Origin of the sequence: Arcobacter sp. F155, assembly GCF_004116455.1 — a bacterium.
In the GTDB taxonomy this organism is placed as follows: Bacteria; Campylobacterota; Campylobacteria; order Campylobacterales; family Arcobacteraceae; genus Halarcobacter.
In genome coordinates, this window is record NZ_PDJU01000013.1 from 55,679 (window position 1) to 81,566 (window position 25,888).

Below are 25,888 nucleotides of genomic sequence, written 5' to 3' on the forward strand. Positions count from 1 at the left end.
AACTCTTAAAGAACTTCAAATCTTTGCTCAACTATAGTCTCATTTTTATAGAGAATTTTTCCTAGGAAAATATCACCTATATTAAACTCTCCAACTCCTTGTGGAGTCCCTGTCATAAGAATATCACCATCATCAAAACTTGAAAAACTCAATAATTCATCAATAATCTCTTGTGGCTTGTTTATCATCAAATCAACGCCACCTTTTTGTTTTAACTCATCATTTATATAAAGCTCAACACTTAACTCTTCTAACTCACCATTAAAACTTTTAAACTCAGAGAATACAGCAGAGTTATTAAAAGCTTTTGCTCTTTCCCAAGGTAAACCTTTTTCTTTTAGCTTACTTTGAACTTCCCTTAGTGTTAAGTCAAGACCAAAAGCAACAGCAGAAATTTTATCTTCTTCAATTAAAAAAGATATTTCAGCTTCATAATGGCAACTTTTATTCCCTTTAGGAAAAACAAGGTTTTTTGAAATAGATGAATTAGGTTTAAAGAAAAAAACCATTGAATCAGGAGTTTCATTATTTAACTCCTTAATATGGTCAACATAATTTCTTCCAATGCACACAACCTTTGATGGAAAAATTTCACTTTGATTTATTAATATTGAATTCATATATTTCCTTTTAAAATCTTTTTATTAAATCATTAATTATAACAGCAGTAAGTCCCCAAATAACTTCTTTTTTATATTTGTATACCCACACCTTATGTTTTTTATGTCCCCAAGGTTTATGGTACATCTTTGGAAGATTTAAGTCCTCTACTGGAAAATGAATCTGTTTATCTCCTTTTTCATCTATTGAAAAAGGGTGTACTTCATATCTTAAGGTATACTCTTTAGGTGGATTCTTTTTAAAAAATGATACTGGAACTAAAATAGTTTTCTCAACTTCATTTTTATCTATTTTCATACTTTTTAAAGTCTTTTTCTTTATTCTTCCAACAAAAGGTTCAACTACTGCTCCTATTGGTGCTACATAAGTATCTAGTTGCCCCAATATCTTGATATCCTTAGCATCTATACCTAACTCTTCTTTTGTCTCTCTAAGAGCTGTATGCATATAAGAAATATCATCAGGCTCATATCTTCCACCAGGGAAGCATATATCTCCGCCTTGTCTTATATGAGCTGCTCTTTTTTGAAATAAAATATAATACTTCTTTTTTATTTTAACTAGAGGTATTAATACAGCAGAATTAAAAAACCTATCCCTTGCCATCACACCAGGTTCATGTGGTAAGTTTTTTAGAAGTTTTTTTAACTGTTTTTTTTTCATCTTTACTCTGTAGTTTCTTTTATTGTATCAAACTATTTAAGTTTGAATTTTAAAATAAACTCAGCTCCTACAAACTCTTTGTCATCATGGATGAACTCTCTATTTGAAACAGTAATCTCTCCATCCATATGTTTTGTAATAATCTCTTGACACATAAATAGTCCTATTCCAGTTCCTTGATATTGATGTTTTGTTGTAAAATATGGATTAAATATCTTATCTACAATTGAACTTGGAATTCCTCCTGCTGTATCTTTTATAGTAATTTCTAAAGACTCACCTTCAACTCTAGTTGTAATAAAAATAATTCTATCTTCTATTTGTCTTTCAACAAAAGCATCTTTTGAGTTACTTAAGATATTCATAATCACTTGAATTAATTCACTCTCATAGTTTATTAATTTTACATCTTCAATATCTTTTTCAACTCTAATTTTTCCACTATGCAAGTTATAATCAAAAATATTTAGTGTTTTATTTACTGTATCTTTTATATTAAATACTCTTTGTTCTTCATTTGGTTTAAAAAAGTGCATAAAGTCATCAATTGTAGTTGAAAGGTGAACAGATGTTTCAACAATACTTGTTAAAGTTTCGTCTAAAAATTTATCCTCAATTTTTCCATGCATCTCTTTTTGAAGTTTTAAACCACTAGCTCCTGTAGATATTACAGATAAAGGTTGTCTCCATTGGTGGGCAATATTTTGAAGCATCTCACCAATTGCTGCCATCTTTGATTGTTTTGTTAATAAGGCATCTTTTTTTAAGTTTTTGTCAACTTCTTCTTGAATAGTTTTTTCTAAGTCTTGATTTATTTTCTTTAATTCTCTTGTTTTTTCATCAACTACATTTTTTAGTTTTTTATTCATATTTTTAAGAAGAATTTGTCTATAAATAAAAATTATAAGCACAATTACAAACACAAATATTACTTGATAAAAAGTTTTGTAATCAAACTCTTTTTTATACTCAATTGCTACCCATTTTTTAAGTAGTCTATCTTTTTCCTCGTCACTAATACTTTTTACTGACTTTTCAAGAATTCTATTTAAATAAATTCTATTTTTATTTATTGCAATTGCCAAAGGTACATTTTCATCAAGTTTACCAGAGATTTTTAAATCTACATTATCTAAACTATGAATTTTATTCCAAGCAGTATAAAGGAAATCAATATGTCCAAAGATTTCACCATCTTCAACTTTTGATATTCCATCTTCTAAATCTTCAACATCTACAAAATCAATATCAGGATATTTTTCCCTTAATATTTTATTGAAAGAATAACTTTTATAAATACTGATTTTTTTATCTTTTAAAATTGAAATATCATCTATAAAGTTTTTTTCATTTTTTGTAATCAATACTAAAGAAGTAGTTAAAAATGGCTCAGTAAAATTCATAAACATTCGTCTTTCTTTTACATTCTGAGCAGAAGCTAAAATATCACATTGTCCACTTTTTACAAACTCTAAAGACTCATCAAAGCTTTGTGTTTGTATTAGATCAAATTTTAATCCTGATTTTTTTTCAATTAAAGATAAGTAATCAGAAACAAAACCATGGAAACTATTTTCCTCTACAAAACTATATGGTTTTAATTCAGGTAAGATACAAGTATTTACATGTCTATTATTTTTTATATAGTGTCTTTCTGTTTTTGTAAGCTCTAATTTTTCATTAAAATTATCATATAAAACAAACTCATCTAAATCTATTTTATTTGGTGTTAAACCCATAACATTGTATAAATCATATATTCTTTGAATCTTTTCTGGAACAATAAGTCCTAGCTCATCTGTTTTAGAAAAAGAGAGTCTTTTTAAAACTTCTGCTTCAAATTTCAACTCTTCTTTTGTAAGATTTTGTTCATTATATTTAGTATAAAGTAAGTCTACAGTTTCATCAATATGAGAATAAGCATATTGCCATCCCTTTAAAGAAGCATGTTTAAAGGCTAAAGCTGTAGATAAATCATAGTCAATCATATCTTGATTTGTAAATAAAAAATCACTATACATATCAAAACCATAATCCTTAGGATTAAAAACCTTATATGGAACATTCATTTTTTGAAGTTCATATGGAGCTTTAGATAAATATGCAGACATAAGGTCAGTTTTTGATTCAATTAAATCGTTTACATTGTGAGAGTGTTTTATAAAATCGATTTCATGCATCTTTGTATTTTTAGAAAGAAGCATTGCTTTTATTGATACTTCACTAGAATCATCAATAGTAGTCATTACTTTTTTTCCAACAAAATCTTCTACACTATTTATTTTCCCATCATCTTTTGATATTAGAATTAAAGGTGAATCTTGGAAAAGTGCATATAAAGCCACTAGCTTTTTGCCTTGGACTCTTTGAAGTATAAGTGTTTCTCTATCAACACCAAAATCAGCTCTTTTAGCATCAACTTCTTCTGGAACATTTATTCCAAAGTTAAAGGGTTTAATCTCTACATCTAAACCGTAATCTTTATAAAAACCTTGCTCTTTTGCTACATAATAACCTGCAAATTGAAATTGATCAAACCAAGAGAGTTGTAAGGTTACCTTTTTTAACTCTTTTGCATAAACTAAAGAATTGAAAAACAAAAATAAAATAATTAATTTTTGAAAGTTTAGACTCACTGTAACCCTTTTAAGAATTTAAAATATTATATTAAAACAAATAGTTTATTTAACTTAAAAGTACTGTTACATGGTCATTTTATTTATAAAGTTACTGTATTAATAATAAACAATCCTCCAAATATTAACCAAATAAAAAGTATCGTTGCTAATAGTATTGGTCTAAATCCAGTTTGCTTTATACTTTTTAAATCTGTTTTTAATCCTAAAGCCATCATTGCCATTGCTAAAATAAATGTATCTATTTCATTTATAGTAAAAACTAGCTCTTTTGGTAAAAAATCAAAAGAGTTAAAAACTGCAACTAAAATAAAAAACACAGCAAACCAAGGAATTACAACTTTTCCTTTTTCTTTCTTTTCTTTTTTATTTATTAAAAATAGTGAAACAACTATCAAAAAAGGAGCTAAAAGCATAACTCTTAACATCTTTACAACTACAGAGTTTTCTTCTATAAGTTCATTTTCAAAACCATTTGCTGCTGCAACCACATGAGCTACTTCATGCAATGTTCCACCAATGTAAAAAGCTGTTTGCGCCTCATTTAAAGTTACAAAACCAGCTTTTATCATATATGGATATAAAAACATTGCAATAGTTCCAAACAGCACTACAGTTGAAACTGCAATAGCACTTTTATAGGCTTTATTTTTTAAAGCCCCTTCCGTAGCTAAAACTGCTGCTGCTCCACAAATAGCGCTTCCTGCACTAGTTAAAATAGTAATCTCTTTATCTAGTTTTAAAACCTTTATTCCAATAATATATCCTAAAATGAATGTTGTAAAAACAATTAAGAAACTAACAACTATTCCATCAAAACCTATATTTAAAATTTCATTGAAAGTTAATCTAAAACCATAAAAAACAATCGCAAGTCTTAATAACTCTTTTGTACAAAAAGCTATTGCACTATCAAAGGTTTGAGGTAATCTGACTTTAAAAATATTAGTTATTATCATTCCAATCAAAATAGAAATAATTAGTAAAGATAATCCAAGCTTATTAAAAAAATCAAACTGCAAAATATAGTTTGCAAATAGTGTTAATATAAATATTGTGCTTAGTGCAAAATAGAAGTTTTTATCTTTAAATCTTTGCATTTTCTCTCCTTTTTTAAAATTATAGTAATTTAGTCAATATTTGTAAAATTAATTATTTTTGATATAATCATAAATATTTTTAATAAGGAAACTTCTTGATTACCTTCAAAGAATTAGATATTTTTTTTAAACTATGTGAAGAAACAAATCTTTCAAATGTTGCAAAAAAACTTAACATGACTCAGTCTGCTATTTCAATTAGTCTTAACTCTCTTGAAAAGAAACTAGATGAAAAACTCTTTGATAGAATAGGAAGAAAGCTGACTTTAAATGAAAGAGGAAGAGTTTTTAAAGAAAAATCATACAAACCTTTTTTAGAGTTAATTCATGCAAAAGAGAGTTTTAGTTCTGATAGATTAAAGGGTGATTTGAAAATTGCCTCTAGTAAAACCTTCAATAGCATAAACCTATCTCAATGCATCTATAAATTTATTTCAAACCATGATATTCATATTACAAAACACTCAATAAACACAAAAGAGATTTTAGAATCAATTTTAAATTCAAATGTTGATATAGGCTTTGTGGAGAGTGATTTTAATGAAGCAAACATTATAAAAGAAAAAGTGGCAAATGACTCACTTATAATTGTTTCATCAAACAAAGAACTTACTAAAAAGGAGTATTATATAGACCAACTATATAAATATAATTGGCTTCTACGAGAAAAAGGTTCTGCGACAAGAGAAGTGTTTTTAAGTAAACTAAAATATCAAGATGAAATGAATATCTCAATGGAGATATCAAACTTTGAGGAGATAAAAAACATACTTTTAAATAACAAAGAGACAATAACTTGTATCTCTAAACTTGCTGTAAAAGAAGAGTTGGAAAATAAAAAATTATTTGAAATTAAAATAAAAAATTTGAACTTTGAAAGGGAACTTTTTATGGTTTATCATAAAGACAAATACCAAAGCAAACTATTTTTAGAGTTTACTTCATATATGAAAAACTGTTTTATAGAAGGTTTGAACTAAAAATATAGTTACAAAATGGTAACACAAAAACTTATATTTACTAAGTACTTTTTTGTCATTATTCCATAAATTTTTATTTTGGAGAATATAAATGACATTTATTCCTGCATCAACGCAATTTTTACAAGCAGTAAAAACAAATAATGTATCAAGAGTTGAAGAACTAATTTTAGATTCAGATACAAAAAGAGAACTAATAGTAAATCATATAAATGAACATGGGAAAGAGTCTTTATTAAATTTAATTCCACAGTTTAGAAGTAAGGGGTTGATTTTAAGTATTGGTAGTTTATTAGACATTTAAAAGTAAGAGTTCTTACTTTTAAGGTTTACTCGTAAGTAATACCTTTATGCTTAATCCAACCATGGGGATGATTTCCTCTATAGTCCTTATGAGTCCAGTGAATTACTCCACCTTTGCTATTCCACTCATATTCACCATAAAACTCTATATAGTCATTTACTCTTAAACTATTTACTCTAGGTGCTAAGTCTATATTATGGGCAACTAAAAGGGTCATTTGATTTTTTAGTTTTATTATAAATCTTTGATGTCTTGAACCTTTATTATCATCAGATAATATCTTGATAACTTTTCCAGAACCTTTTACTTGAACATCACTTTTAGAAGAGAAAAAAGCATTTTGAATTATGCTGTCATTTGAAAGTAAGAAAGTAGGAGAAAAAATCAAACCTATTAGTAAAATATATTTTAAAACTTTAGATTTCATTTTTTTCCTTTAATTAAAAGAAAGAATTACCTTTAAAGTAATCCTTCTTTTATAATATTAATTAGTGTAAGAAGTGTCTAACACCTGTAAAGTATAAAGCCATTCCATGCTCATTTGCAGCTTCAATAACTTCATCATCTCTAACTGAACCACCTGGCTCAATCACACATTTAACACCAGCTTCAGCAGCTGCGTCAATTGAGTCTCTAAATGGGAAGAATGCCTCAGAAGCAAGTACTGAACCACTTACATCAATTCCCATATCTTCAGCTTTTCTAAGTGCTGCTTTAGCTGCGTCAACTCTTGAAGTCATACCCATACCAATAGCAACAACAGCAGAATCTTTTACATAAACAACACAGTTAGATTTAGTTCCTGCTGCTACTTTTACAGCGATTTCCATATCTTTTTTCTCTTGTTCTGTTGCAGTTCTTTCAGTTTTAAGTTCAGCATTTTTAACTTCATCCTCACCAACTACATCAGAGTCTTGGTAAACAAATCCACCATCAACAATTTTGAAGTTGAAATCATCATTTGCAAGGTCTAGTTTTGAAGTTCCTTGCTTAAATAATTTAAGTCTTTTCTTCTTGTTAAACTCTTCAATTGCTTCATCAGTAAAGTCTGCAGCGAATACAACTTCTAAGAAGATTTCATTCATTTTTTTTGCAAGTTCACCATCTACTACACCATTAACAGCTACAACTCCACCAAATGCAGAAACAGGGTCACATTTTAAAGCTTCTGTGTAAGACTCAAATAATGTATCTTTGATAGCAAAACCACAAGGGTTACCATGTTTTACGATACATACAGCATTGTCATCACCAAAGTTTGCAGCAATTTTTGCAGCTCCTGAGATATCACCCATGTTATTGAAAGAGGCTTCACCTTTTACTGGGATAAATTTTTCAGATAAGTGCTTATCAAACTCATATAATGCACCTTTTTGGTGTGGATTTTCTCCATATCTTGTATCAAATACTTTTTCACCAACGATGAATTGTTTTTCACCCATACCGTTGTTGAATCTTTTGTTCATATAGTTTGCAATCATTGAATCATATGCAGCTGTGTGCTCATATGCTTTAATCATCATATCTCTTCTAAACTCTACCGTATTCGTATCGTTTTTAAGATTATTTAATACAGTATCATAATCAGCAACATCAGTTACAATAATTACTGAATCAAAGTTCTTAGCAGCAGATCTAACCATCGCAGGTCCACCAATATCAATGTTTTCAATGATTTCTTCAAAGTCATCAGTTTTTTCAATAGTAGCTTTAAAAGGATATAGGTTTACACATACTAAATCGATACCTTCTACACCTAACTCTTTTGCTTGGTCAAGGTGAGATTGCTTATCTCTTCTATGTAAAATACCACCATGAATATATGGATTTAAAGTTTTTACTCTTCCTTCAAAACACTCAGGGAATTTTGTAACTTCATTTGCTTCTATTACTGCAATTCCTGCTTCTTGAAGTTTTTTATATGTACCACCAGTTGAGATGATTTCATAACCTAATTCTACAAGTTCTTTTGCAAAATTTTCAACACCACTCTTATCACTTACACTAATTAATGCTCTCAATTTATTTCCTCACTCGTAATTGTAAACGTGATTATACTAAAAAAGTAATTATGTGTCGCTTGAGCAAAATTGTCTATTTTCTATATAAGTAATATACTCAATAAAGTTATTTTTGGTGCTATAATTTTTGCCAAGGAGGACTTTATGGGTAGTTTAGATTTAATGTGGATATTACTAAGTGCTTTTTTGGTTTTTTTAATGCAATTTGGTTTTTCTTTAATTGAGACAGGAACTGTTAGAACAAAAAATACTATAAATGTAGCTATGAAAAACCTAATAGATACTGTATTTGGAATTATGTTTTTTTGGTTAGTAGGTTTTGGCTTTATGTTTGGAGATAGTTTATCAGGACTATTTGGAACTTCAAATTTTATAATTGATGGAAAAAATTTAGAACAAAATGCAATCTTCTTTTTTCAAGCAATGTTTGCAGCAACAGCGATTACAATAGTTTCAGGGGCAGTTGCTGAAAGAATAAAATTTAATGCTTATATTATAGTTGCTATTTTTGTAGCAGCAATTATTTATCCTATATTTGGACATTGGGCTTGGAATCAAAATGGTTGGTTATATGAACTAGGCTTTGTTGATTTTGCTGGTTCTACTGTCGTTCACTCAGTTGGAGCTTGGATAGGTTTAGCTGGAACTATAGTCTTAGGTCCAAGACTTGGAAAGTTTAGAAAAGGCAAAATTAAATATTTTGCGCCATCAAATCACAATTTTATTGTATTTGGTGTATTTATACTTTTCCTTGCATGGTTTGGGTTTAATGCAGGAAGTCTTTTAAAGTTTGATGCACAAATTACTTTAATACTTTTAAATACACTTATATCGGCTATATTTGGTGGTTTTGCTGCATGGATATTAACTTTTGCTAATCATGAAAAAACAAAAATAGAACTATTTAGTTTTGGGATTATTGCAGGTCTTGTTGGTATAACTGCAGGATGTCATTTATTTACAATATATCAAGCAGCAGTTGTAGGATTTATATCTGCTATGATAATGCACTTTTCAAATGAGTTTATATCAAAAAAACTTAAAATTGATGATCCTTTAAATGTAATAGGAATACATGGTTTTGCAGGAGCTTGGGGAACATTAGCAATTGCACTTTTTACCGCATCACCAATAGGATTATCATTTGTAGAATTTTTTATAGTTCAAACTTTAGGAATATTCACGGCATTTGTATTTTCTTTTACCTTAGGAATTATTCTATTTTTAATTTTATATAGATACAAGTTTTTAAGGGTAAAAAAAAGAAGTGAAGTTCTTGGATTAAATACAAGTGAACACAATGCAAAACTTCCTTGGGTAGAGACTATTGAAAGTATAGTTACTATTATGAAAACAGGAAACTTAAATAAAAAAATATATGAAGAAAGAGATACTGAAGTAGGTATTGTTGCGAGATTTTTCAATTATCTTTTAGAGATGTTAAAAGAGAAAAATGAGACTCTGAAAAAATCAAATAAATCTTTACATAAAAAAGCGTATTTTGATTCATTAACAAAGGTTTTAAATAGAAGAGGCTTTTTAGAAAAGATGAAATATCGCCCTTATGGAGATGAGTATTCTGTTATTATTGCTGATATTGATAAATTTAAAAATATAAATGACACTTATGGACATGATATTGGAGATATTATTTTAAGTGAGTTTGCTGAAGTTATTGGAAATAAAATTAGATTAGATGATATCTTTGCTAGATGGGGAGGTGAAGAGTTTGTATTAGTGATAAATACTACAAACTTAAATGCGGTACAAAATATAGCAGATAAAATACGAGCAGATATTGAAAAAGTAAAGTTTACTAAAGTTGGTAAAGTTACAGCTTCTTTTGGAGTTAGTAGCTTTAAAGCTTCAAATAACTCCTTTGATGATGTATTTAAAAATGCTGATGAAGCACTATATCAAGCAAAAAAACTAGGAAGAAATAGAGTTTATTGCTACTAAAACTATTTATTCATTTTTCTTTATTGATTGGCATCAATAAATCAAATCCTTAAAGAAGTTAAACTTCAAAAAACAAAGGATGAAAAATGGAAAAAATAGAAGTAGCAGGTTCAAGTGTAGACTTTTTTAAATCTATTGAAGATGGATTAACAACTTATCACTTTGATACTAGTAGATGTGGTCCTCCTGAACCCATGGTTAATGCAATGGTAGGATTACAGCTATTAGATGAACATAGTCAATTAGTAATGATTAACCATAAATCACCAGCAGGGCTTTTCCCTAGAATAGAGCAAGAGTTTACTTTTGATGTTGAAGAATTAGAAAATGGTTTTGCAAAAGTAATTTTTAGAAAAAAAATAGGTTCTAAAAATACAACTGATTTTACTCAAAATAGTTGTAGTGGCTCAGGATGTAATCACTAATGAATATTTCAACTGCTTTTGCACCACCTTTTAAACTTGTAGCACCTTTTTTTATTTTAGGTGTAATAACTTTTGTAATAAGTATCTTACTTATGTTTGGATTTGAACTTGAAAGCTTACACTACTTAAATAGTAGTACTTTAGCTTGGGTTCATATATTTTTACTTTCATTTGTAATGCTTATTATTTTAGGAGCAATGGCTCAACTTGTTCCTGTAGTTTTAGAAGTTGGTCATTGTGCAGTTGATTTATATTATGCAATTTATCCTCTAATTATAGTAGGTACTATTTTAATGGCTTTTGGCTTTTATACTCTTCCTATTTTACTTCCCTTTGGAGGAACAGCTATTTTTATAGCAATGGCAATATTCTTACTTGAAACATTTTTAACAATCTTAAAAGTTAAGAAGATAAATTTCATTATAAGTACAATTATCATCTCAAATATATTCTTACTATTTGGATTAATACTTGGAATTGCATTAGCTCTTAATCACTCTGGTATTTTATCTCTTGATTCATTTAGACTTTTAAAATCTCATATTTTCTTAGTATTTTTTGGATACGTAGGAACTACTGTTATGAGTATGAGTTTAATTCTTCTTCCAATGTTTTGGTTAAGTCATAGTTTTTCATGGATATATGTAAAAAATGCCTTTTATATTTTATGTTCAAGTATTATCTCAATGCTTATTTTCAGTTTTTTTAATATCAATATCTTTGAAACTATAGCTTATACACTTTGTATAATCTCACTACTTTTATATTTTGTTCAAATATTTGTAATCTATAAAAAAAGAGTAAGAGTTGAAGTTGATATCTATTTTAAAAGTATGATTTTCTCATATCTTAGTTTACTTGTATCACTTGTACTTTTTATTGCATATTATTTTTATGGAAATGATAAACTTTTAATTTCAGCCTCATGGCTTATTTTTGTTGGTTTTATTGGGTTTTTAATAGCAGGACATTTATATAAAATAGTTCCTTTTTTAGTTTGGTATGAAAGATTTTCTATGTTTGTAGGCAAAAAACAAGTACCAATGTTAACTGATTTAATACCAAAGAAAAGCTCTAACTTTCAGATTTTAAGCTCTTCACTTGGAACTATTATTGTAACAATAGGCTTAATAACAAATATAGATGAAATATACAAAAGTGGTTTATGTTTTTTAACTATTGGTCTTATCTTTTTATTGAAAGATATTTTATATATGGCAACAATTAAGGAGGAATCTTATGTATTCTAAAGAAGAGATTTTTAAAGCTGTATCAACTGTTATTGACCCTGAGGTTGGATTTAATCTTGTGGAAATGGGACTTATTTATGATGCAAGTTGTAATGAAAAAATGGAAGTTGTTGTAACTATGACACTTAGTACAAAAGCTTGTCCTTTACATCAACTAATTGTTCAATGGGTGGAAGAAGCTGTTTTAAAAGAACTTCCTAAAGTTGAACTTGCAAGTGTTGAACTTGTATGGGAACCAGAGTGGAATATATCTATGGCACAAGAACATGTGAAGCAGAAGTTAGGTGGTTTCTAATGGACTTTTTACTTGTAAAATTAATACATATTTTTTCTGTATTTATTTATGCAGGCTTTTTATTTACAGATAATCTTATATTAATGAGAATGCAAAAAACTCTAAGTGAAGACAAATACAAAGAAGTAAGAAGTTATTTTGCAAAACTAACAAGGGCTATAGTTCCAAAAGCTTTAGTTCTTGCAGTAATATCAGGAATATATCTATTTCATATTAGTTTTGGGAGTATTCCTGAAGATAATAGTTTTTCAACTTTTCAAATCCTACTTTCAATAAAAGCAATTTTAGGATTATGGTTAGGATTAAGGGGAGTTTTACAAGTATTTTTTGGAATTCAACCTTTCGTATTTAAAGGTCACAGGCTTCCATTTATTTTAGTAATTGTGATTATATTTTTATCGCAGATTATGTATAGTATTTAATAGATAAAGCTTAGATAGCTTCATCTATTAATTTGTATAAAGTTTCTTGTGTTGTTTTTGCTAATGGTAATACAGACTCTTCAATTGGTCTAGCTAAATCCTCTACTGGATTCATAACTACACTTGTCTGTCCATCTTTACTATATACAGAGATCTTACAAGGCATTATAGAAGATAGATTTCTATTTGCCGTTAAAAACTCTTTTGCAACACCAGGGTTACATACATCAAGAATTTGACACTCATCATCAAACTCTACTCCCTTTGAGTTAAGAGTCTCTTTTACATTATGAATGTGTAAAACACCAAACTTATAGTTTGATGCTTTTTCACAAATAGTATCTACTACCTCTTGAACGCTTTTTGAAGAATCTTTAATATATTGTTGCATTTTAAAACCTTTATTATAAGTCTTGCTCAATTACTTCTTTAAATCTATTGAAGTATACATTTTTAGCATCTGCTAATTCTGTATAGATATCGTTGATAGCAATTCTTCCACCACCAACTAATCCTAATTCAGTAACTTTCATTCCCTTAGAAGCACACAGTTTTTCAAATGCATCTTTATTCTCAGATGTAACTTCAACAACAGCTCTACTTAATGTTTCAGAGAATAAATCTTTTTCATCATCTAATTTGATATTTGCTTCTAAACCTTTGTTTCCAACAACTGCCATTTTTGCTAATGCGATAGCTAAACCACCAACATTAACATCTTTTGCTGCTTTTAATAAACCTTGGTTATTTGCTTCAATAACTGTATTCCATAAGTTAAGCTCTTTTGCAAAATCAACTTCTGGGTGAGCTCCTGCAACTTTTCCATATAACTTTTTAAGATATAAAGAAGCACCAAACTCAGATTTAGTATCACCTAATAAATATAAAGTGTTTCCATCTTCTTGTAAACAAGAAGGTAAAACTTTGTTTGCATCATCATTTACACCAACCATTGCGATTGCTGGAGTTGGGAAAACACCTACTTCATTTGTTTCATTATATAAAGATACATTTCCACCAATAACTGGAGTATTTAACTCTTTACAAGCAGATTTAATACCTTCACAAGCTTGAGCAAACTGCCACATTACTTCTGGGTTTTGTGGGTTACCAAAGTTTAGACAATCTGTAATTGCTTTTGGAGTAGCTCCTGTCATAGCAACATTTCTTCCTGATTCCATAACTGCTGCTGCAGCTCCAAGTTCAGGGTTAACATAACATTGTCTTGTATTACAATCAGCAGACATAGCTAAAGCTTTTCCAGTCTCTTTGATTCTAATTACAGAACCATCGTTTTTACCTGGTCCTTTTACAGTATTTGTTTGTACCATTGAATCATATTGGTCATAAACCCAAGATTTGTCAACTACTTCCATATCAGATAATAGTTTATCAAATGCCTCTTGATTAGAGATGTTTTTATCTAAAGAGATATTTGCAATATCATTTAAGTATGCTGGTTTTGCAACTGGTCTGTCTAATACTGGTGATTGTTCAGAAACTGGTTGAACTGGTACTTCTGCACACTTTTCACCATGCCAGAATAATTCCATATTTCCTGTATCAGTTACTTCACCAACAACAGCAACATCTAATTCCCATTTTTCAAAGATGTCAATAATTGCTTGCTCACTACCTTTTTTCGCACAGATAAGCATTCTTTCTTGAGACTCAGATAACATAAAGTCATAAGGAGTCATTCCCTCTTCTCTTGCTGGAATTTTATCTAAGTGCATAATCATACCAGAGTCAGATCTTCCTGCCATTTCAAATGAAGATGAAGTAAGTCCTGCAGCACCCATATCTTGAATACCAATAATTAAATCTTCTTTGAATAGTTCTAAGCAAGCTTCTAATAATAGTTTTTCAGTAAATGGATCACCTACTTGAACTGTTGGTCTTTTTGATTCTGAATCTTCATCAAATGAAGCAGAACTCATAACCGCTCCACCAAGTCCATCTCTACCTGTTTTTGACCCAACATACATTACTGGGTTTCCAATACCTTCTGCTTTTCCGTAGAAAATTTCATCAGCTTTTGCGATACCTAAGTTAAATGCATTTACTAAGTTGTTTCCTGCATAACACTCTTCAAAGTTAGTTTGTCCACCAATAGTTGGAACACCCATACAGTTACCATATCCACCAATACCAGCAACAACACCTCTTAATAAGTATCTGTGCTTTTTAGCAGTTTCACTGTCACCTTCGATTCCAGCAAATTGGATTAAGTTCATACTTGCAACAGGTCTAGCACCCATTGTAAATACATCTCTCATAATTCCACCAACACCTGTTGCTGCTCCTTGATATGGTTCAATAAAAGATGGGTGATTGTGAGATTCCATTTTAAATACTGCTGCATAACCGTCACCAATATCAATAACCCCTGCATTTTCACCTGGACCTTGGATAACCCATGGTGCTTTTGTTGGGAAACCTTTTAAGTATTTTGTACTAGATTTATATGAACAGTGTTCAGACCACATAGCAGAGAAAATACCAATTTCTACATAGTTTGGTTCTCTTCCTAAAATTTCTTTGATATTTTCGAATTCTTCAAGTGTTAAAGAGTGTGCAAGTGCTATCTCTTCAAGATTCATCTCTTCTTTTTGCATCTTCGCCCTTAAATTTATGGTAGTTTTAATTAAAGGCGATTATACAAAAAAAGCTCTTAGTATTAGTTTTAACCCTCTGCTAAGATTTGTACTTTATTGTCTTTAAGCTCAATATATAGTTCTTTTTTTCCTACAAAAGTATAATATTTTGTTTTGTAATCTTCATCCATAAGAACTTTATACATATTTTTATTTAGTGAGTTTGGATAAGGAGCGATATTTATATTTGTAAATACAATTTTTTTCTCTTCTTTTTTAGCAAAGATTCTTTTTTTGTATTTTGCAAACTCTTCTAAACTCATTCCTCTATCATTTTTAAAAGATTCAGAGTAGAAGTTTAAATACTCTTCAATATCAGATTTTTTCCAAGCTTCTCTCCACTTATAAATAGCAGCTAAAATTGTACTTATCTCTTCTTTTGAAGTTTTTGGAAGATGCTCATCACTTATAAGTAAAATAGATTTTTCATGGGCAATACTTTTATCTATTGCTTGTAATTGTTCATTGTCTAAAGCAATACACCCTTGAGTAAACTTTTCTCTTTCTTCATTTAAAGGCATTCCATGAATCCATATTCCATGACCATTTTTATTTAATGCTTTATCAAAAGTATTTGGATAAGAAGTTACTAAAGCAAGTGGTCCATAAAATTGATCTAATTTAGTAAGTTTTTTTGTTAACATATAAGCACCCTCTGGTGTTTTTAAATCACCTTCAACTTGCTTATCACCCTCTTTTTCACCAACAATAATATCTTCTTTTAAAAGTAGATTATAATTATCTTTTTCTACTTTAAATACTTTTATCTCTTTTTTTTGCTTCTCTGCAACTATTAAAAACTCTTTTGATTCATAGTAACCATACTCAACGTTCTTGTTACTTAGATAATTTTCCCAGTATTGCTTTTTTGTAAGTTCTTTTTCTAGCTCAGCTCGTACTGCATCTAAGCCTTGGTTTCGATATACATCTACTAGATCAGCCAATAAATAAGTAACCATAAAGAATAAAAGAAGTAGTAGTTTTTTCATACAATTCCCCAAATATTTTATTAACTCTTCAAGTTGCGGATTGTATAATAATTTTTCTAATTTTAGTATAAAGAAGTCATGTGAAGAAAATCATTTTATTAGTTTTTGTATTTTTAAGTACTTTTGCACTAGCAAAAGAGGTGAAAGAGTTAGCTTGGCCAAAGGGCGAAACATTTTTAACATTTTTAGAACAGTATGGAATTTCCCAATCATTATATTTTGATTTACCAAAAGAAGATAAAGAGTTATGTTCTGAAATAAATGCAGGAATACCTTATCACTTATTACTTGATAACGATAACTCATTAAAACAAGTATTAATTCCAGTATCAGAAGATATTCAACTTCACATTGCAAAACAACTAGATGGAACGTACAAGTTTCAAACACTTCCTATTTCATATCAAGAGATAGAAGAGACTTTAGTTTTAGAAATTTCTCACTCTCCATATCTTGATATTATGAAAAGAACAAATAATAAAAATCTTGCAAATGAACTTATTAGAGCATTTAAATCAAGTGTAAACTTTAGAGGAATGCAAAAAGGTGATTTTGTAGTTATAAAATATAAACAAAAAATCAGACTTGGAAAATATTTTGGTCAACCTGAAATTGTTGCAGCTATGGTTGAAGTTGCAGGGGATAATAACTTTATATTTAGACATGAAAGAGATGGTCAATATTATGACCTAAATGGTAAAAGCTTAACAAACTTCACATTTAAAACGCCAGTTAGATATAGTAGAATCTCAAGTAGATTCCAAAAAAGAAGATTCCATCCAGTTCTAAAAAGATATAGAGCTCACTTAGGAGTTGATTATGCAGCTCCAAGAGGAAGAAAAATCTATGCAGCAGCAGATGGAAGAATCACTTTTAGAGGTAGAAAAGGTGGTTATGGAAATACAATTATTATCCAACATAAAAATGGTTTAAAAACTCTTTATGCTCACCAGTACAAATTCAAAGGTGGCTTAAGACGTGGAAGTAAAGTAAGAAAAGGTCAACATATTGGATATGTTGGAAGTACGGGATTAAGTTCTGGACCTCACTTACACTTAGGATTATATAGAAATGGTAGAGCCATTGATCCTTTAAAAATTATAAAGGTAACTAAGAGTAAACTAAAAGGTAAAGAAAAAAGAGTATTTAAAGAGTATGCTAAAACTATGTCAAATAGACTTAAAAACCATACTAAAGATTTAAATGTGTTAATTCCAACAAAACTTGAAGACTCACTTTCAAGTTCACCAATTACAATTAGGAATATTTAATGTCAGAAGAGAGAGTTATAACAGACACGAAAGAGCTTCTTGAAAAAATAGAAGACATTCACCCTAGTGATATAGCTTACTCTTTAAAAAAAGTCCACGCAGAAAATAGCCAAGACTTCTTTGATACTATTAAAAAAATCCCTGAAGACTTACTGGGTGAAGTTATCCTTGAACTTCCTGAATATCTAAGAGAAGATGTTTATGAAGAACTATCAATTAAAAAACTAACAGAAGTAGTAGATGAACTAGAATCAGATGATGCTACAGATATCATTCAAGAGATTGAAGGAATTGATGAAGATAAAGCTAAAGAAGTCTTTGATGGTCTAGAAGAAGAAGACCAAGAAGAGATTAATTGGCTTAAGAGATATAACCAAGATGAAGCTGGTTCATACATGCAGACTGAGCTTTTCTCTGCAAATATCAAAGATACTATTCAAAGTTCTATTGATAGATTAAGAGAGGGAAAAGCAAGTGATGAACTAGAAAATATTCACCAAGTTTTTATTATTAATGATGATAAGAAACTTCTTGCCTCAATTCTACTTGAAGATTTAATTATCTTTGATTTTACTAAAACATATGAAGAGATTTTAAACTCTCATGAAGAGAACAAATTTAAACCCTTTGTTGTACAAGATAAAGATGATATTGATGATGTAGCAAAACAGTTTGAGAAATATGACCTTTCAGTTGTGGCTGTTGTTGGATATCAAGGTATGTTAATGGGTAGGATTACATCCGATGATATCTTAGATGTAATTGAAGAGAGTGCAACGGAACAAATGTACCAATTAGCAGGTGTAGATGATGAGTTTGAGCAAGATGACAACTTACTTACCGTTGCTAAAAAAAGAGGTTTTTGGCTATTTTTAAACCTAGGAACTGCTATTTTAGCTTCTTTAGTTATTGGATTATTTGATGAAACTATTCAATCTTATGTTGCCTTAGCTATTTTAATGCCTATTGTTGCTTCAATGGGTGGAAATGCAGGAACACAAACCTTAGCCGTAATGGTAAGACAACTTGCGTTAGGTGATATCGACTTTGATAATAGTAAAACTGCTATTAAAAAAGAGGTTTTTATCTCTATTTTTAATGGAGTAGTTTTTGCTGTAGTTATAGGATTAATTGCTTGGGTTTGGTTTGATAAAGCTATGCTTGGTGTTGTTATTGCAATGGCAATGGTTATAAACTTATTTAGTGCAGGTTTCTTTGGAGCCTCAATTCCACTATTTCTTAAAAAACTTGATGTAGACCCAGCAATTGGAAGTACAGTACTACTTACAACTGTAACAGATATTGTAGGTTTCTTCTCATTTTTAATGCTCGCAAAAGTAATTCTTCTGTAGCTTTATTTTTATTAAAAAATAGCTTTAAAGATACTCATTAAATCTTTTAATTTGTAATATTATTGTAATATATGAAATTAAAGGTCAAAAATGAGTAACGCATTAAAGATATGCTTAGTATATTTTACTTTTAGTTTTTTATGGATTTATTTTTCTGATAATTTACTACTCTATCTAAATCTAAGCAATGAAACATTAACTTTTATACAGACTATAAAAGGTCTTGCATTTATAGTAATAACTACCCTACTTCTTTATATATTAATTAAATCTACTTTTTTAAAGATTGAAAAAATAGTAGATGAAAAAGAAAAAATCATTAATACTATTGCTTCTCCTATTATAATATTCAATGAAGATGGCGAAATAATAAAACTCAATAAAGCAGTTTGTGAAATAACAGGATATAGTTTTAAAGAGATTGACCATATAAAAAAATGGACAAAGATAGACCAAGACAATAAAAATAGTATTGTAAGTACTTTATCCTCTCTTTATAATATTAATGAAACCGTAGATAATGGTGAGTTTAATATAAAAACAAAAGATGGCAAAAATCTAATTTGGCACTTTAAAAGTGCTCCTTATGGAATAAGAGAGAATAAGCGTGTTATTATCTCAAATGCCTTAGATGTAACTCAAGTAAGAAGCAAAGAAAAACTATTAATGCAACAATCAAAAATGGCTGCAATGGGAGAGGTCTTAGAAAATATTGCTCACCAATGGAGACAACCTTTATCTACAATTTCAAGTGCTTCAACAGGTATTAAACTACAACATGAGCTTGGTGTATTAAAAGATGAAATGTTTTTTGAATCCCTAGATATTATCAATAACTCTTCTCAATTTTTATCAAAAACAATTGATGACTTTAGAAGTTTCTTTAAGCCTGACCAAGAGAAACAATATTTTAATTTTGATGATGTATTTGAAAAAGTGAAAATGATTATAAATAATAAGTTCAAAAATGAAGAGATTGAACTTATTAAAACCAGTGATGAAACAGAAGTTCTAAACTATAGTAATGCTCTTATCCAAGTTCTTATAAATATTTTTAATAACTCAAAAGATGCATTTATTGAGAACAATATAGATAAAAGAGTTATATTTATTGATGCTTATAAAGAAAAAGATAATCTAATAATCAAAATAAAAGATAATGCAGGTGGAATTTCAAAAGATATTATAGATAAAGTATTTGAACCATACTTTACAACAAAACATAAAACACATGGAACAGGGATTGGTTTATATATGTGTGAAGAGATTGTTACAAAACATATGCAAGGAAAAATTGAAGTACAAAATGAAGAGTTTACTTTTGAAGGTACTAAGTATAAAGGAACTCTATTTACAATAGAATTAGCTCTTTTATGATTTCTAATAAAGTAAGCTAAAAAGCCTACTTTATTTATGTAAAGATTGAGCCACTATTGAAAGAAACTCATCTTTTGTTTTTTATATATAAACAACTTACTACAATTACCTATAAATAGACCATTATATAAACTTTTATTAGATATAATTAAATATAAATATATATCAATAAATATAGATATAACCACTTTTTTAAGATATAAATATTAAAAGTGGTTCAAGGAAGAATATTATGCCTAATAGATACAAAATAGTCCTTAGTAATGGTTCTGCATCAAACTTTTATCTACTATCAGATACAGAACCAAGGGTTGATAAAGATGGTAATACTAAAGCACCAAATAGTGACTTTAAAATTCAAATTGAAGTAGCCACACAATATAACAATAAAAGAGTTAGAGGGAAAAAAAGTTATACAATGCCAAGAGGGACAACAATGGTTAAAGCCATTCAATCTCTTCAAGGGAAAAAAGCTGAAATAATTAATAAACTTAAAACTAATGGTAGTCTCAAAAATAAAAATATTCCAGTAATTGTCAAGGGTATTAATAGTAGAAAATTTAAAGATTGTTGGAAAACTTATTATCAATCACGATTAAGTGCTGAAAAGATTAGAGAATCTACTTTTAAAGCTTATGAAATTATGTTCAATAAATATTTAAAACCTCTTCATAATAAGAATGTAGATGATATTACCATTCAAGATGTTCAAGCTATAGTGAATAAGGCAAAACAAAAAGGATTAAGTGCATCAAAAATATCACATATTAAGCCAACAATTAAACCAACATTAGAATACTATGATGTAATGTTAAATTGGACAAAACTAATTGAACCAAAAGTTTCTAATGAAAGAAAATATACTTATCCTATAGAAACTACATCTAAAATTGTTAAAGCAATGGTTGAATATGAGAATACCCAAATTAAAAGTATATTTATGTTCTTACTAACAGGTAGAAGAATTGGTGAAGTTATATCACTTAAATATGAAAATATTAATTGGAATAATCATACTTTTAAAATTGATGCTAAAGATGTAAAAAATAAAATAGAACTTGAGTTTATTTTAACTCCAATATTAGCTGATGCAATAAAAAGTTTAGGGGAAGTTAAAGCAACTGGTAAGGTATTTAAATATACTGCTAAATGGGTTTTAAAACTATTTAAAGAACTAACTGCATCTATGGGCATACATGACTTAGTTCTTCATGACATACGTTCAATGGTAGCACAGACATCTTTAAATGCTGGTGCAGATGTATATGATGTAAGTTCAATGTTAGGTCATAAATCAATTAGAACAACAGAACAAAGATATGTTAACAAAACAAAAGAAAATGCTATTAAAGCACAAGATACATTTACTAAAACTATTGGGATAAGTTCTGATATTATCGATGTAGAAGTTATGGAACCAACAAATGATAAGTTTAATTTAATTAAAAATATTTATCCAAATGTTAAGGATGAAGTTATTAAGCATGTAATAGATATTTTAGAAGGTAATTTTTTAAAATTTACATAATAATTAAAGGTTTCATTTCGATGGCATGCTGGATGATGCTTTAAACTTATGACTTCAAAAGTGATTTTTTTTGTTCAAAAAGTCCTTAGGATTTGAGAAAATCACTAAATTCTACTTCTTGAACACTTTTTGGAACAAATTATATGTCTAAACAAAGGTTATAAAACTAATAAGTTAGATTTTCTAATTTTGTTCCAAACCTTAGAGTTAGTGGAAAAAGTTTTAAAGTTGAAAAGGTTTGGTGTTCTATTGACTGTGGATTTGTATTTAATCCCCAAAATGTAGAAAATCAGATGATTAGTGGTATTAATTATGGATTAGCAACTCCTTTAAGTAGTGAGATTACTATCTCAAATGGTACTGCAGTACAAAACAACTTCTATGATTATACAGTTACAAGAGTTTCTGATGTTCCAGATATTCAAGTTAGTATTATAAATTCAGGTGAAAAAATTGGTGGTATTGGTGAGCCAGGTACTCCTCCTATATTAGCTGCTGTACCAAATGCAATTTTTGATGCTACTGGAAAATTATATACTTCAATGCCAATAAAAATGGGATAATTGATGTTTTTTGATAAAACAAATTTAAAGTTTATAGAAGACTTAAAACAAAGAGGCTTAGATATAGTATGTGTTAGTGTTACTGAAACAATAGGACACTGCTATGCTAAGCTTGGCAATATGATGTTTGTAAACTCTAAAGAGCAGTTTATAGGTGTTTTAGGAAGTCCTAGTTTACATGAAAAAATCATAGATTTAACAAAGCAGGCTTTAGAATCAAATAAATCAATTAGTTATGAGAATACTCCTAAAGATAAAAATTCAGCTCATGGTATCAGTAGCTATGAACTACAGCCTTTTTATTTTGAAAAGAATTATGACTCTTTAAGTAAATTACTTACTAAGCCTTATTCTCTTTTAATTTTTGGTTCAGGTGCACATGTGAGTTCTTTAATAAATATGGCAAATCTAATGGGCTGGAAAACTGCGGTTATTGATTTAAAGATAAGAAAAGAGTATGTAAGACAAGCAGATGAATTAATCAAATTAGAAAAATTAGAAGATATTTTATCTTATGATTTAAGTTCCTGTAATGCTTCAGTAATATTAAGTCACTCTCCTAAGACGGATGATACATACCTTGAAGCACTTCTTAAATCAAATGTAGAGTACATAGGAATACTGGGAAATAAGAAAAACATGCAAAAAAAGCGCGAACAATTTAATCTTCAAGATGATAAAAGATTTTTTGCCCCAGTTGGTTTTGATATAGGGGGGGGTATCACTCACCAATCAATTGCCCTATCAATATGTTCCCAAAGAGAAGCCAGGAAAATGGGAAAATCTAATAACTTAGCAGTTTTAATACTAGCAGCAGGAACTTCAAGTCGTTTAGGGGAATCTAAGCAGCTTGTCAAGTTTCAAAATAAAACATTAATTCAAAACTCAATAAAAAAAGCTTTAGATGTAAATTCTAATGTAACAGTTGTATTGGGTGCAAATAAAGACTTGATAAGTAAAGAGATAATAAATTATCCAATTTCAATTGTTATAAATAATGAATACCCAAAAGGAATAGGAAGTTCTATATCATACGGTATTTCATCTTTGTTGAGTTTGATAAAACACTAATAATGCTTTGCGATCAACCTTTTATTCCTACTAGCCATTTGAAAAAACTAATATGCAAATCAAATGAAGAAAATGAAATAGTTTGTACTCACTATAAAGGCGATATTGCTGTTCCTGCAATATTCTCAAATAGTCACTATGAAAAACTCTTATCATTAAAAGGTGATAAAGGGGCAAAAATAATCATAAAAAGAAATAATTATAAATCAATCTTTTTAGATGATAGTTTAGCTTTTGATATAGATACAACAGAGGATAAAATATATTTAAACAAGAAAGTTATAGAACGTTATTGAAACGTTAGTTCATGTATAATCATTTAATAAAAACTAAAAAGGATAAAAAATGAAAGAATTAGTTGTAATTACAGGTGCAAGTTCAGGTATTGGAGAAGCAACAGCAAAAAGGTTTTCTGATGCAGGTCATCCTCTTTTATTAATTGCAAGGAGAGTAGAAAAACTTGAGGCATTAAACTTACCAAACTCTATTTGTACAAAAGTTGATGTTACAGATTTTGATGAGATAAAAAAAGTTATAAGAGATGCAGAAGAAAAGTATGGAAAAACTGGTTGCTTAGTAAATAATGCAGGAGCAATGTTATTAGGTTCAGTTGATACACAAGACATAAAAGAGTGGCAAAAGATGTTTGACTTAAATGTTATTGCTGTATTAAACTGTATGCAAGCTGTACTATCTGATATGAAAGAGAATAGAACTGGAACAATTGTAAATATTTCTTCAGTTGCCGGTAAAAAAACATTCCCCGCTCATGCTGCTTATTGTGGTACAAAATTTGCAATTCACGGAATCTCTGAAAATGTAAGAGAAGAAGTAGCTACTTTTGATGTAAGAGTTGTAACTATTGCCCCAGGTGCAGTTGAGACTGAACTATTATCGCATACAACTGATGATGAAATTATCAAGGGTTATGAAGAATGGAAAGAATCAATGGATGGTGTAATTGTTGCAGATGATATTGCTAGATCAATTGAGTTTGTATACTCACAACCACAAAATGTAAACATTAGAGAACTTGTAATCGCTGCAACTAGACAAGAACCGTAGAAATAGCTAGAATATATAATGAATTTTAAAGTTGTATCTTTTAATGATAGTTTAAAACTAAAAGCTATATCAATTTTTAATATCTTGAATATGAAAGAAGCTATTCATATTCAAGATGTCGATTTTTTGTTAATTGATACAGCAACAATAGATGATAAAGCTATCGAATCCTATAAAAATAGAGAGGCCAGTTGTTTCCTACTTTTTGTTGTAAATAATGATGAAGATATAAAAAAACTTTTAAAAAATGGTTTTTCAAACTATATTCAATATTCTTTTTCTTCTGAAGAATTAAAAAGTTGGTGTAAGTTTTTTCAGAAGACAAAAAAAACAGAAATAATTCACTTAAACCAAGAAATCAATATAAATCTCAAAAAAAGTGAAATATTCATAGATAATCAGATATATGTTTTAACAAAGCAAGAAATACTACTATTTAAATCTCTATCAAAAGGAGAGTTTATATCTACAAAAAATTTGAAGTCTTTATTAAAACTAAATAGTGATACATCTGTTAGAACACTTATTAATAGAATTAAAAAGAAAATTAAATTTGATATATTTATTCAAAAAAGAAATCATGGATATAAGCTAAATATTGATAATTTTGAAAAGGAAAACAATAATTCAGAACTTTATATAAAAGAACTGGAAGAGCAAAATGCATTAATTCAAAAAATAGTTGATAACTCTTCTGTTTATATTGTAACCTTTATTCATAAACAACTTTTTTGTATAAATAAAGCTTTTAGAGATTTACTTGGTAATGAAGTTGTAAAAGAGCTTTGGGATGAGGAAAATGGTGACTTTTTTCAACTACTTGAATGTAATTCAAAGGAGAAAGAATATTTAAAAGATGAGCTATTAAATCATAAAACTATTAACAATGTAAGATTATATAATTTAAACTCAAATGAAAGCTTTAACTTTAAAGTTGAAACTTTTTATTTTAGAAAACTAGATAAACATTTACTTATTTTTTCATAATCTCACCGATATTTATAAATCATTTTCTTCATAAGCTAAAATTACTTTTTCCCGAACAAGTTACCATCTATATCATTTTATTTCTAAGTTTTTCTAATTAAATAAAGCTTCTTTTATCTGTTAACAGAGCATAGACACTAAAAGATGAGTCATAAAAACAAATTCAACAATCTGTTCTTTTAGAGAAATAATCTCTACTTTACAATCCTTCCAATATATGAGATATATAATGCCACTAAAAGTCAAGACAACTATTTCGTAATTTAAATTCCACCTATCTCTGTATCGTTATGCAACATTTTTCATCTGATTTAAATAAACATTCATTGGCTTGTCATAACCTAATGCTGAA

Annotated in this window: 24 protein-coding genes and 1 pseudogene; 16 read left to right on the top strand and 9 right to left on the bottom strand. The window is 28.8% G+C overall.

Translation table 11 applies throughout. From position 1 onward, the window contains the following. Positions 1–5 precede the first annotated feature (5 nt). The 4 genes from CRV03_RS12665 to CRV03_RS12680 all read right to left on the bottom strand — a co-directional run bounded on the left by CRV03_RS12665 (position 6) and on the right by CRV03_RS12680 (position 5,020). Positions 6–620, bottom strand: a complete 615-nt coding sequence (locus tag CRV03_RS12665) for a fumarylacetoacetate hydrolase family protein (RefSeq protein ID WP_129085510.1) — start codon at positions 618–620, stop codon at positions 6–8. A gap of 10 nt (positions 621–630) precedes the next feature. After that, positions 631–1,284: a CoA pyrophosphatase gene (locus tag CRV03_RS12670; RefSeq protein WP_129085511.1), complete on the bottom strand. Its 654-nt coding sequence runs from the start codon at positions 1,282–1,284 to the stop codon at positions 631–633. Positions 1,285–1,316: 32 nt separating this feature from the next. Further along, positions 1,317–3,920 (bottom strand): ABC transporter substrate-binding protein, encoded by a 2,604-nt coding sequence (locus CRV03_RS12675; RefSeq protein WP_129085512.1) that lies wholly within the window; start codon positions 3,918–3,920, stop codon positions 1,317–1,319. 83 nt (positions 3,921–4,003) lie between these two features. Continuing rightward, complete coding sequence (locus CRV03_RS12680) at positions 4,004–5,020, bottom strand: YeiH family protein (protein ID WP_129085513.1); 1,017 nt, start codon at positions 5,018–5,020, stop codon at positions 4,004–4,006. Between the two features lie 95 nt (positions 5,021–5,115). On the opposite strand from CRV03_RS12680, the gene CRV03_RS12685 reads away from it, so the two are divergent. Together CRV03_RS12685 and CRV03_RS12690 are read left to right on the top strand one after the other, a co-directional pair. Continuing rightward, entirely contained in the window at positions 5,116–6,000 is an 885-nt protein-coding gene (locus CRV03_RS12685; RefSeq protein ID WP_258239087.1) for a LysR family transcriptional regulator, read from the top strand. 91 nt (positions 6,001–6,091) lie between these two features. Further along, on the top strand, positions 6,092–6,304 hold the full coding sequence (locus CRV03_RS12690; RefSeq protein ID WP_129085514.1) for a hypothetical protein: 213 nt from the start codon (positions 6,092–6,094) through the stop codon (positions 6,302–6,304). A gap of 25 nt (positions 6,305–6,329) precedes the next feature. Here the strand turns inward: CRV03_RS12690 and CRV03_RS12695 are convergent, their stop codons facing one another. Both CRV03_RS12695 and purH read right to left on the bottom strand, forming a co-directional pair. Next, complete coding sequence (locus CRV03_RS12695; RefSeq protein ID WP_129085515.1) at positions 6,330–6,731, bottom strand: DUF3465 domain-containing protein; 402 nt, start codon at positions 6,729–6,731, stop codon at positions 6,330–6,332. 61 nt (positions 6,732–6,792) lie between these two features. After that, positions 6,793–8,325 carry a bifunctional phosphoribosylaminoimidazolecarboxamide formyltransferase/IMP cyclohydrolase gene (gene purH / locus CRV03_RS12700; RefSeq protein ID WP_129085516.1) on the bottom strand — a complete coding sequence of 511 codons (1,533 nt, stop codon included), beginning with the start codon at positions 8,323–8,325 and terminating at the stop codon, positions 6,793–6,795. A 144-nt stretch (positions 8,326–8,469) separates the two neighbouring features. Between purH and amt the strand changes: the two genes are divergently transcribed. The 5 genes from amt to CRV03_RS12725 all read left to right on the top strand — a co-directional run bounded on the left by amt (position 8,470) and on the right by CRV03_RS12725 (position 12,676). Next, on the top strand, positions 8,470–10,284 hold the full coding sequence (amt, locus tag CRV03_RS12705) for an ammonium transporter (RefSeq protein ID WP_129085517.1): 1,815 nt from the start codon (positions 8,470–8,472) through the stop codon (positions 10,282–10,284). Positions 10,285–10,370: 86 nt separating this feature from the next. Further along, positions 10,371–10,709: a hypothetical protein gene (locus CRV03_RS12710; protein ID WP_129085518.1), complete on the top strand. Its 339-nt coding sequence runs from the start codon at positions 10,371–10,373 to the stop codon at positions 10,707–10,709. Next, on the top strand, positions 10,709–11,959 hold the full coding sequence (locus CRV03_RS12715; RefSeq protein ID WP_129085519.1) for a hypothetical protein: 1,251 nt from the start codon (positions 10,709–10,711) through the stop codon (positions 11,957–11,959). The genes CRV03_RS12710 and CRV03_RS12715 overlap by 1 nt, the downstream gene beginning before the upstream one ends. Then, positions 11,949–12,254: a metal-sulfur cluster assembly factor gene (locus tag CRV03_RS12720; protein WP_129085520.1), complete on the top strand. Its 306-nt coding sequence runs from the start codon at positions 11,949–11,951 to the stop codon at positions 12,252–12,254. Before CRV03_RS12715 ends, CRV03_RS12720 begins: the two co-directional genes overlap by 11 nt. Then, a complete protein-coding gene (locus tag CRV03_RS12725) occupies positions 12,254–12,676 on the top strand; it encodes a hypothetical protein (RefSeq protein ID WP_258239088.1) in 423 nt (140 codons plus the stop codon). The genes CRV03_RS12720 and CRV03_RS12725 overlap by 1 nt, the downstream gene beginning before the upstream one ends. A gap of 10 nt (positions 12,677–12,686) precedes the next feature. Here the strand turns inward: CRV03_RS12725 and CRV03_RS12730 are convergent, their stop codons facing one another. From CRV03_RS12730 to CRV03_RS12740, 3 genes are all read right to left on the bottom strand, one after another. Further along, positions 12,687–13,067, bottom strand: a complete 381-nt coding sequence (locus CRV03_RS12730; RefSeq protein ID WP_129085521.1) for a DUF302 domain-containing protein — start codon at positions 13,065–13,067, stop codon at positions 12,687–12,689. Positions 13,068–13,080: 13 nt separating this feature from the next. Next, entirely contained in the window at positions 13,081–15,294 is a 2,214-nt protein-coding gene (purL, locus tag CRV03_RS12735) for a phosphoribosylformylglycinamidine synthase subunit PurL (protein WP_129085522.1), read from the bottom strand. A gap of 68 nt (positions 15,295–15,362) precedes the next feature. Further along, the gene (locus CRV03_RS12740) at positions 15,363–16,322 is read right to left on the bottom strand and encodes a murein L,D-transpeptidase family protein (protein ID WP_129085523.1); all 960 of its coding nucleotides are present in this window, start codon (positions 16,320–16,322) and stop codon (positions 15,363–15,365) included. 80 nt (positions 16,323–16,402) lie between these two features. Here CRV03_RS12740 and CRV03_RS12745 point away from each other — a divergent pair, with 80 nt between their 5' ends. The 9 genes and pseudogenes from CRV03_RS12745 to CRV03_RS12785 all read left to right on the top strand — a co-directional run bounded on the left by CRV03_RS12745 (position 16,403) and on the right by CRV03_RS12785 (position 25,536). After that, positions 16,403–17,593 (top strand): peptidoglycan DD-metalloendopeptidase family protein, encoded by a 1,191-nt coding sequence (locus CRV03_RS12745; RefSeq protein WP_129085524.1) that lies wholly within the window; start codon positions 16,403–16,405, stop codon positions 17,591–17,593. Next, a complete protein-coding gene (gene mgtE / locus CRV03_RS12750; protein WP_129085525.1) occupies positions 17,593–18,945 on the top strand; it encodes a magnesium transporter in 1,353 nt (450 codons plus the stop codon). The genes CRV03_RS12745 and mgtE overlap by 1 nt, the downstream gene beginning before the upstream one ends. A gap of 90 nt (positions 18,946–19,035) precedes the next feature. Continuing rightward, entirely contained in the window at positions 19,036–20,322 is a 1,287-nt protein-coding gene (locus CRV03_RS12755; RefSeq protein WP_129085526.1) for a PAS domain-containing sensor histidine kinase, read from the top strand. Between the two features lie 232 nt (positions 20,323–20,554). Beyond that, positions 20,555–21,850: a tyrosine-type recombinase/integrase gene (locus CRV03_RS12760; protein WP_129085527.1), complete on the top strand. Its 1,296-nt coding sequence runs from the start codon at positions 20,555–20,557 to the stop codon at positions 21,848–21,850. Positions 21,851–22,083: 233 nt separating this feature from the next. Then, positions 22,084–22,413, top strand: a pseudogene (locus tag CRV03_RS12765) (molybdopterin cofactor-binding domain-containing protein); the annotation flags it as partial. 3 nt (positions 22,414–22,416) lie between these two features. After that, complete coding sequence (locus CRV03_RS12770) at positions 22,417–23,484, top strand: XdhC family protein (RefSeq protein ID WP_129085529.1); 1,068 nt, start codon at positions 22,417–22,419, stop codon at positions 23,482–23,484. A gap of 38 nt (positions 23,485–23,522) precedes the next feature. Next, complete coding sequence (locus CRV03_RS12775) at positions 23,523–23,780, top strand: hypothetical protein (protein WP_258239089.1); 258 nt, start codon at positions 23,523–23,525, stop codon at positions 23,778–23,780. Between the two features lie 49 nt (positions 23,781–23,829). Beyond that, complete coding sequence (locus tag CRV03_RS12780) at positions 23,830–24,549, top strand: SDR family oxidoreductase (protein ID WP_129085531.1); 720 nt, start codon at positions 23,830–23,832, stop codon at positions 24,547–24,549. 18 nt (positions 24,550–24,567) lie between these two features. Beyond that, the gene (locus CRV03_RS12785) at positions 24,568–25,536 is read left to right on the top strand and encodes a response regulator transcription factor (RefSeq protein WP_129085532.1); all 969 of its coding nucleotides are present in this window, start codon (positions 24,568–24,570) and stop codon (positions 25,534–25,536) included. Positions 25,537–25,888: the final 352 nt, after the last annotated feature.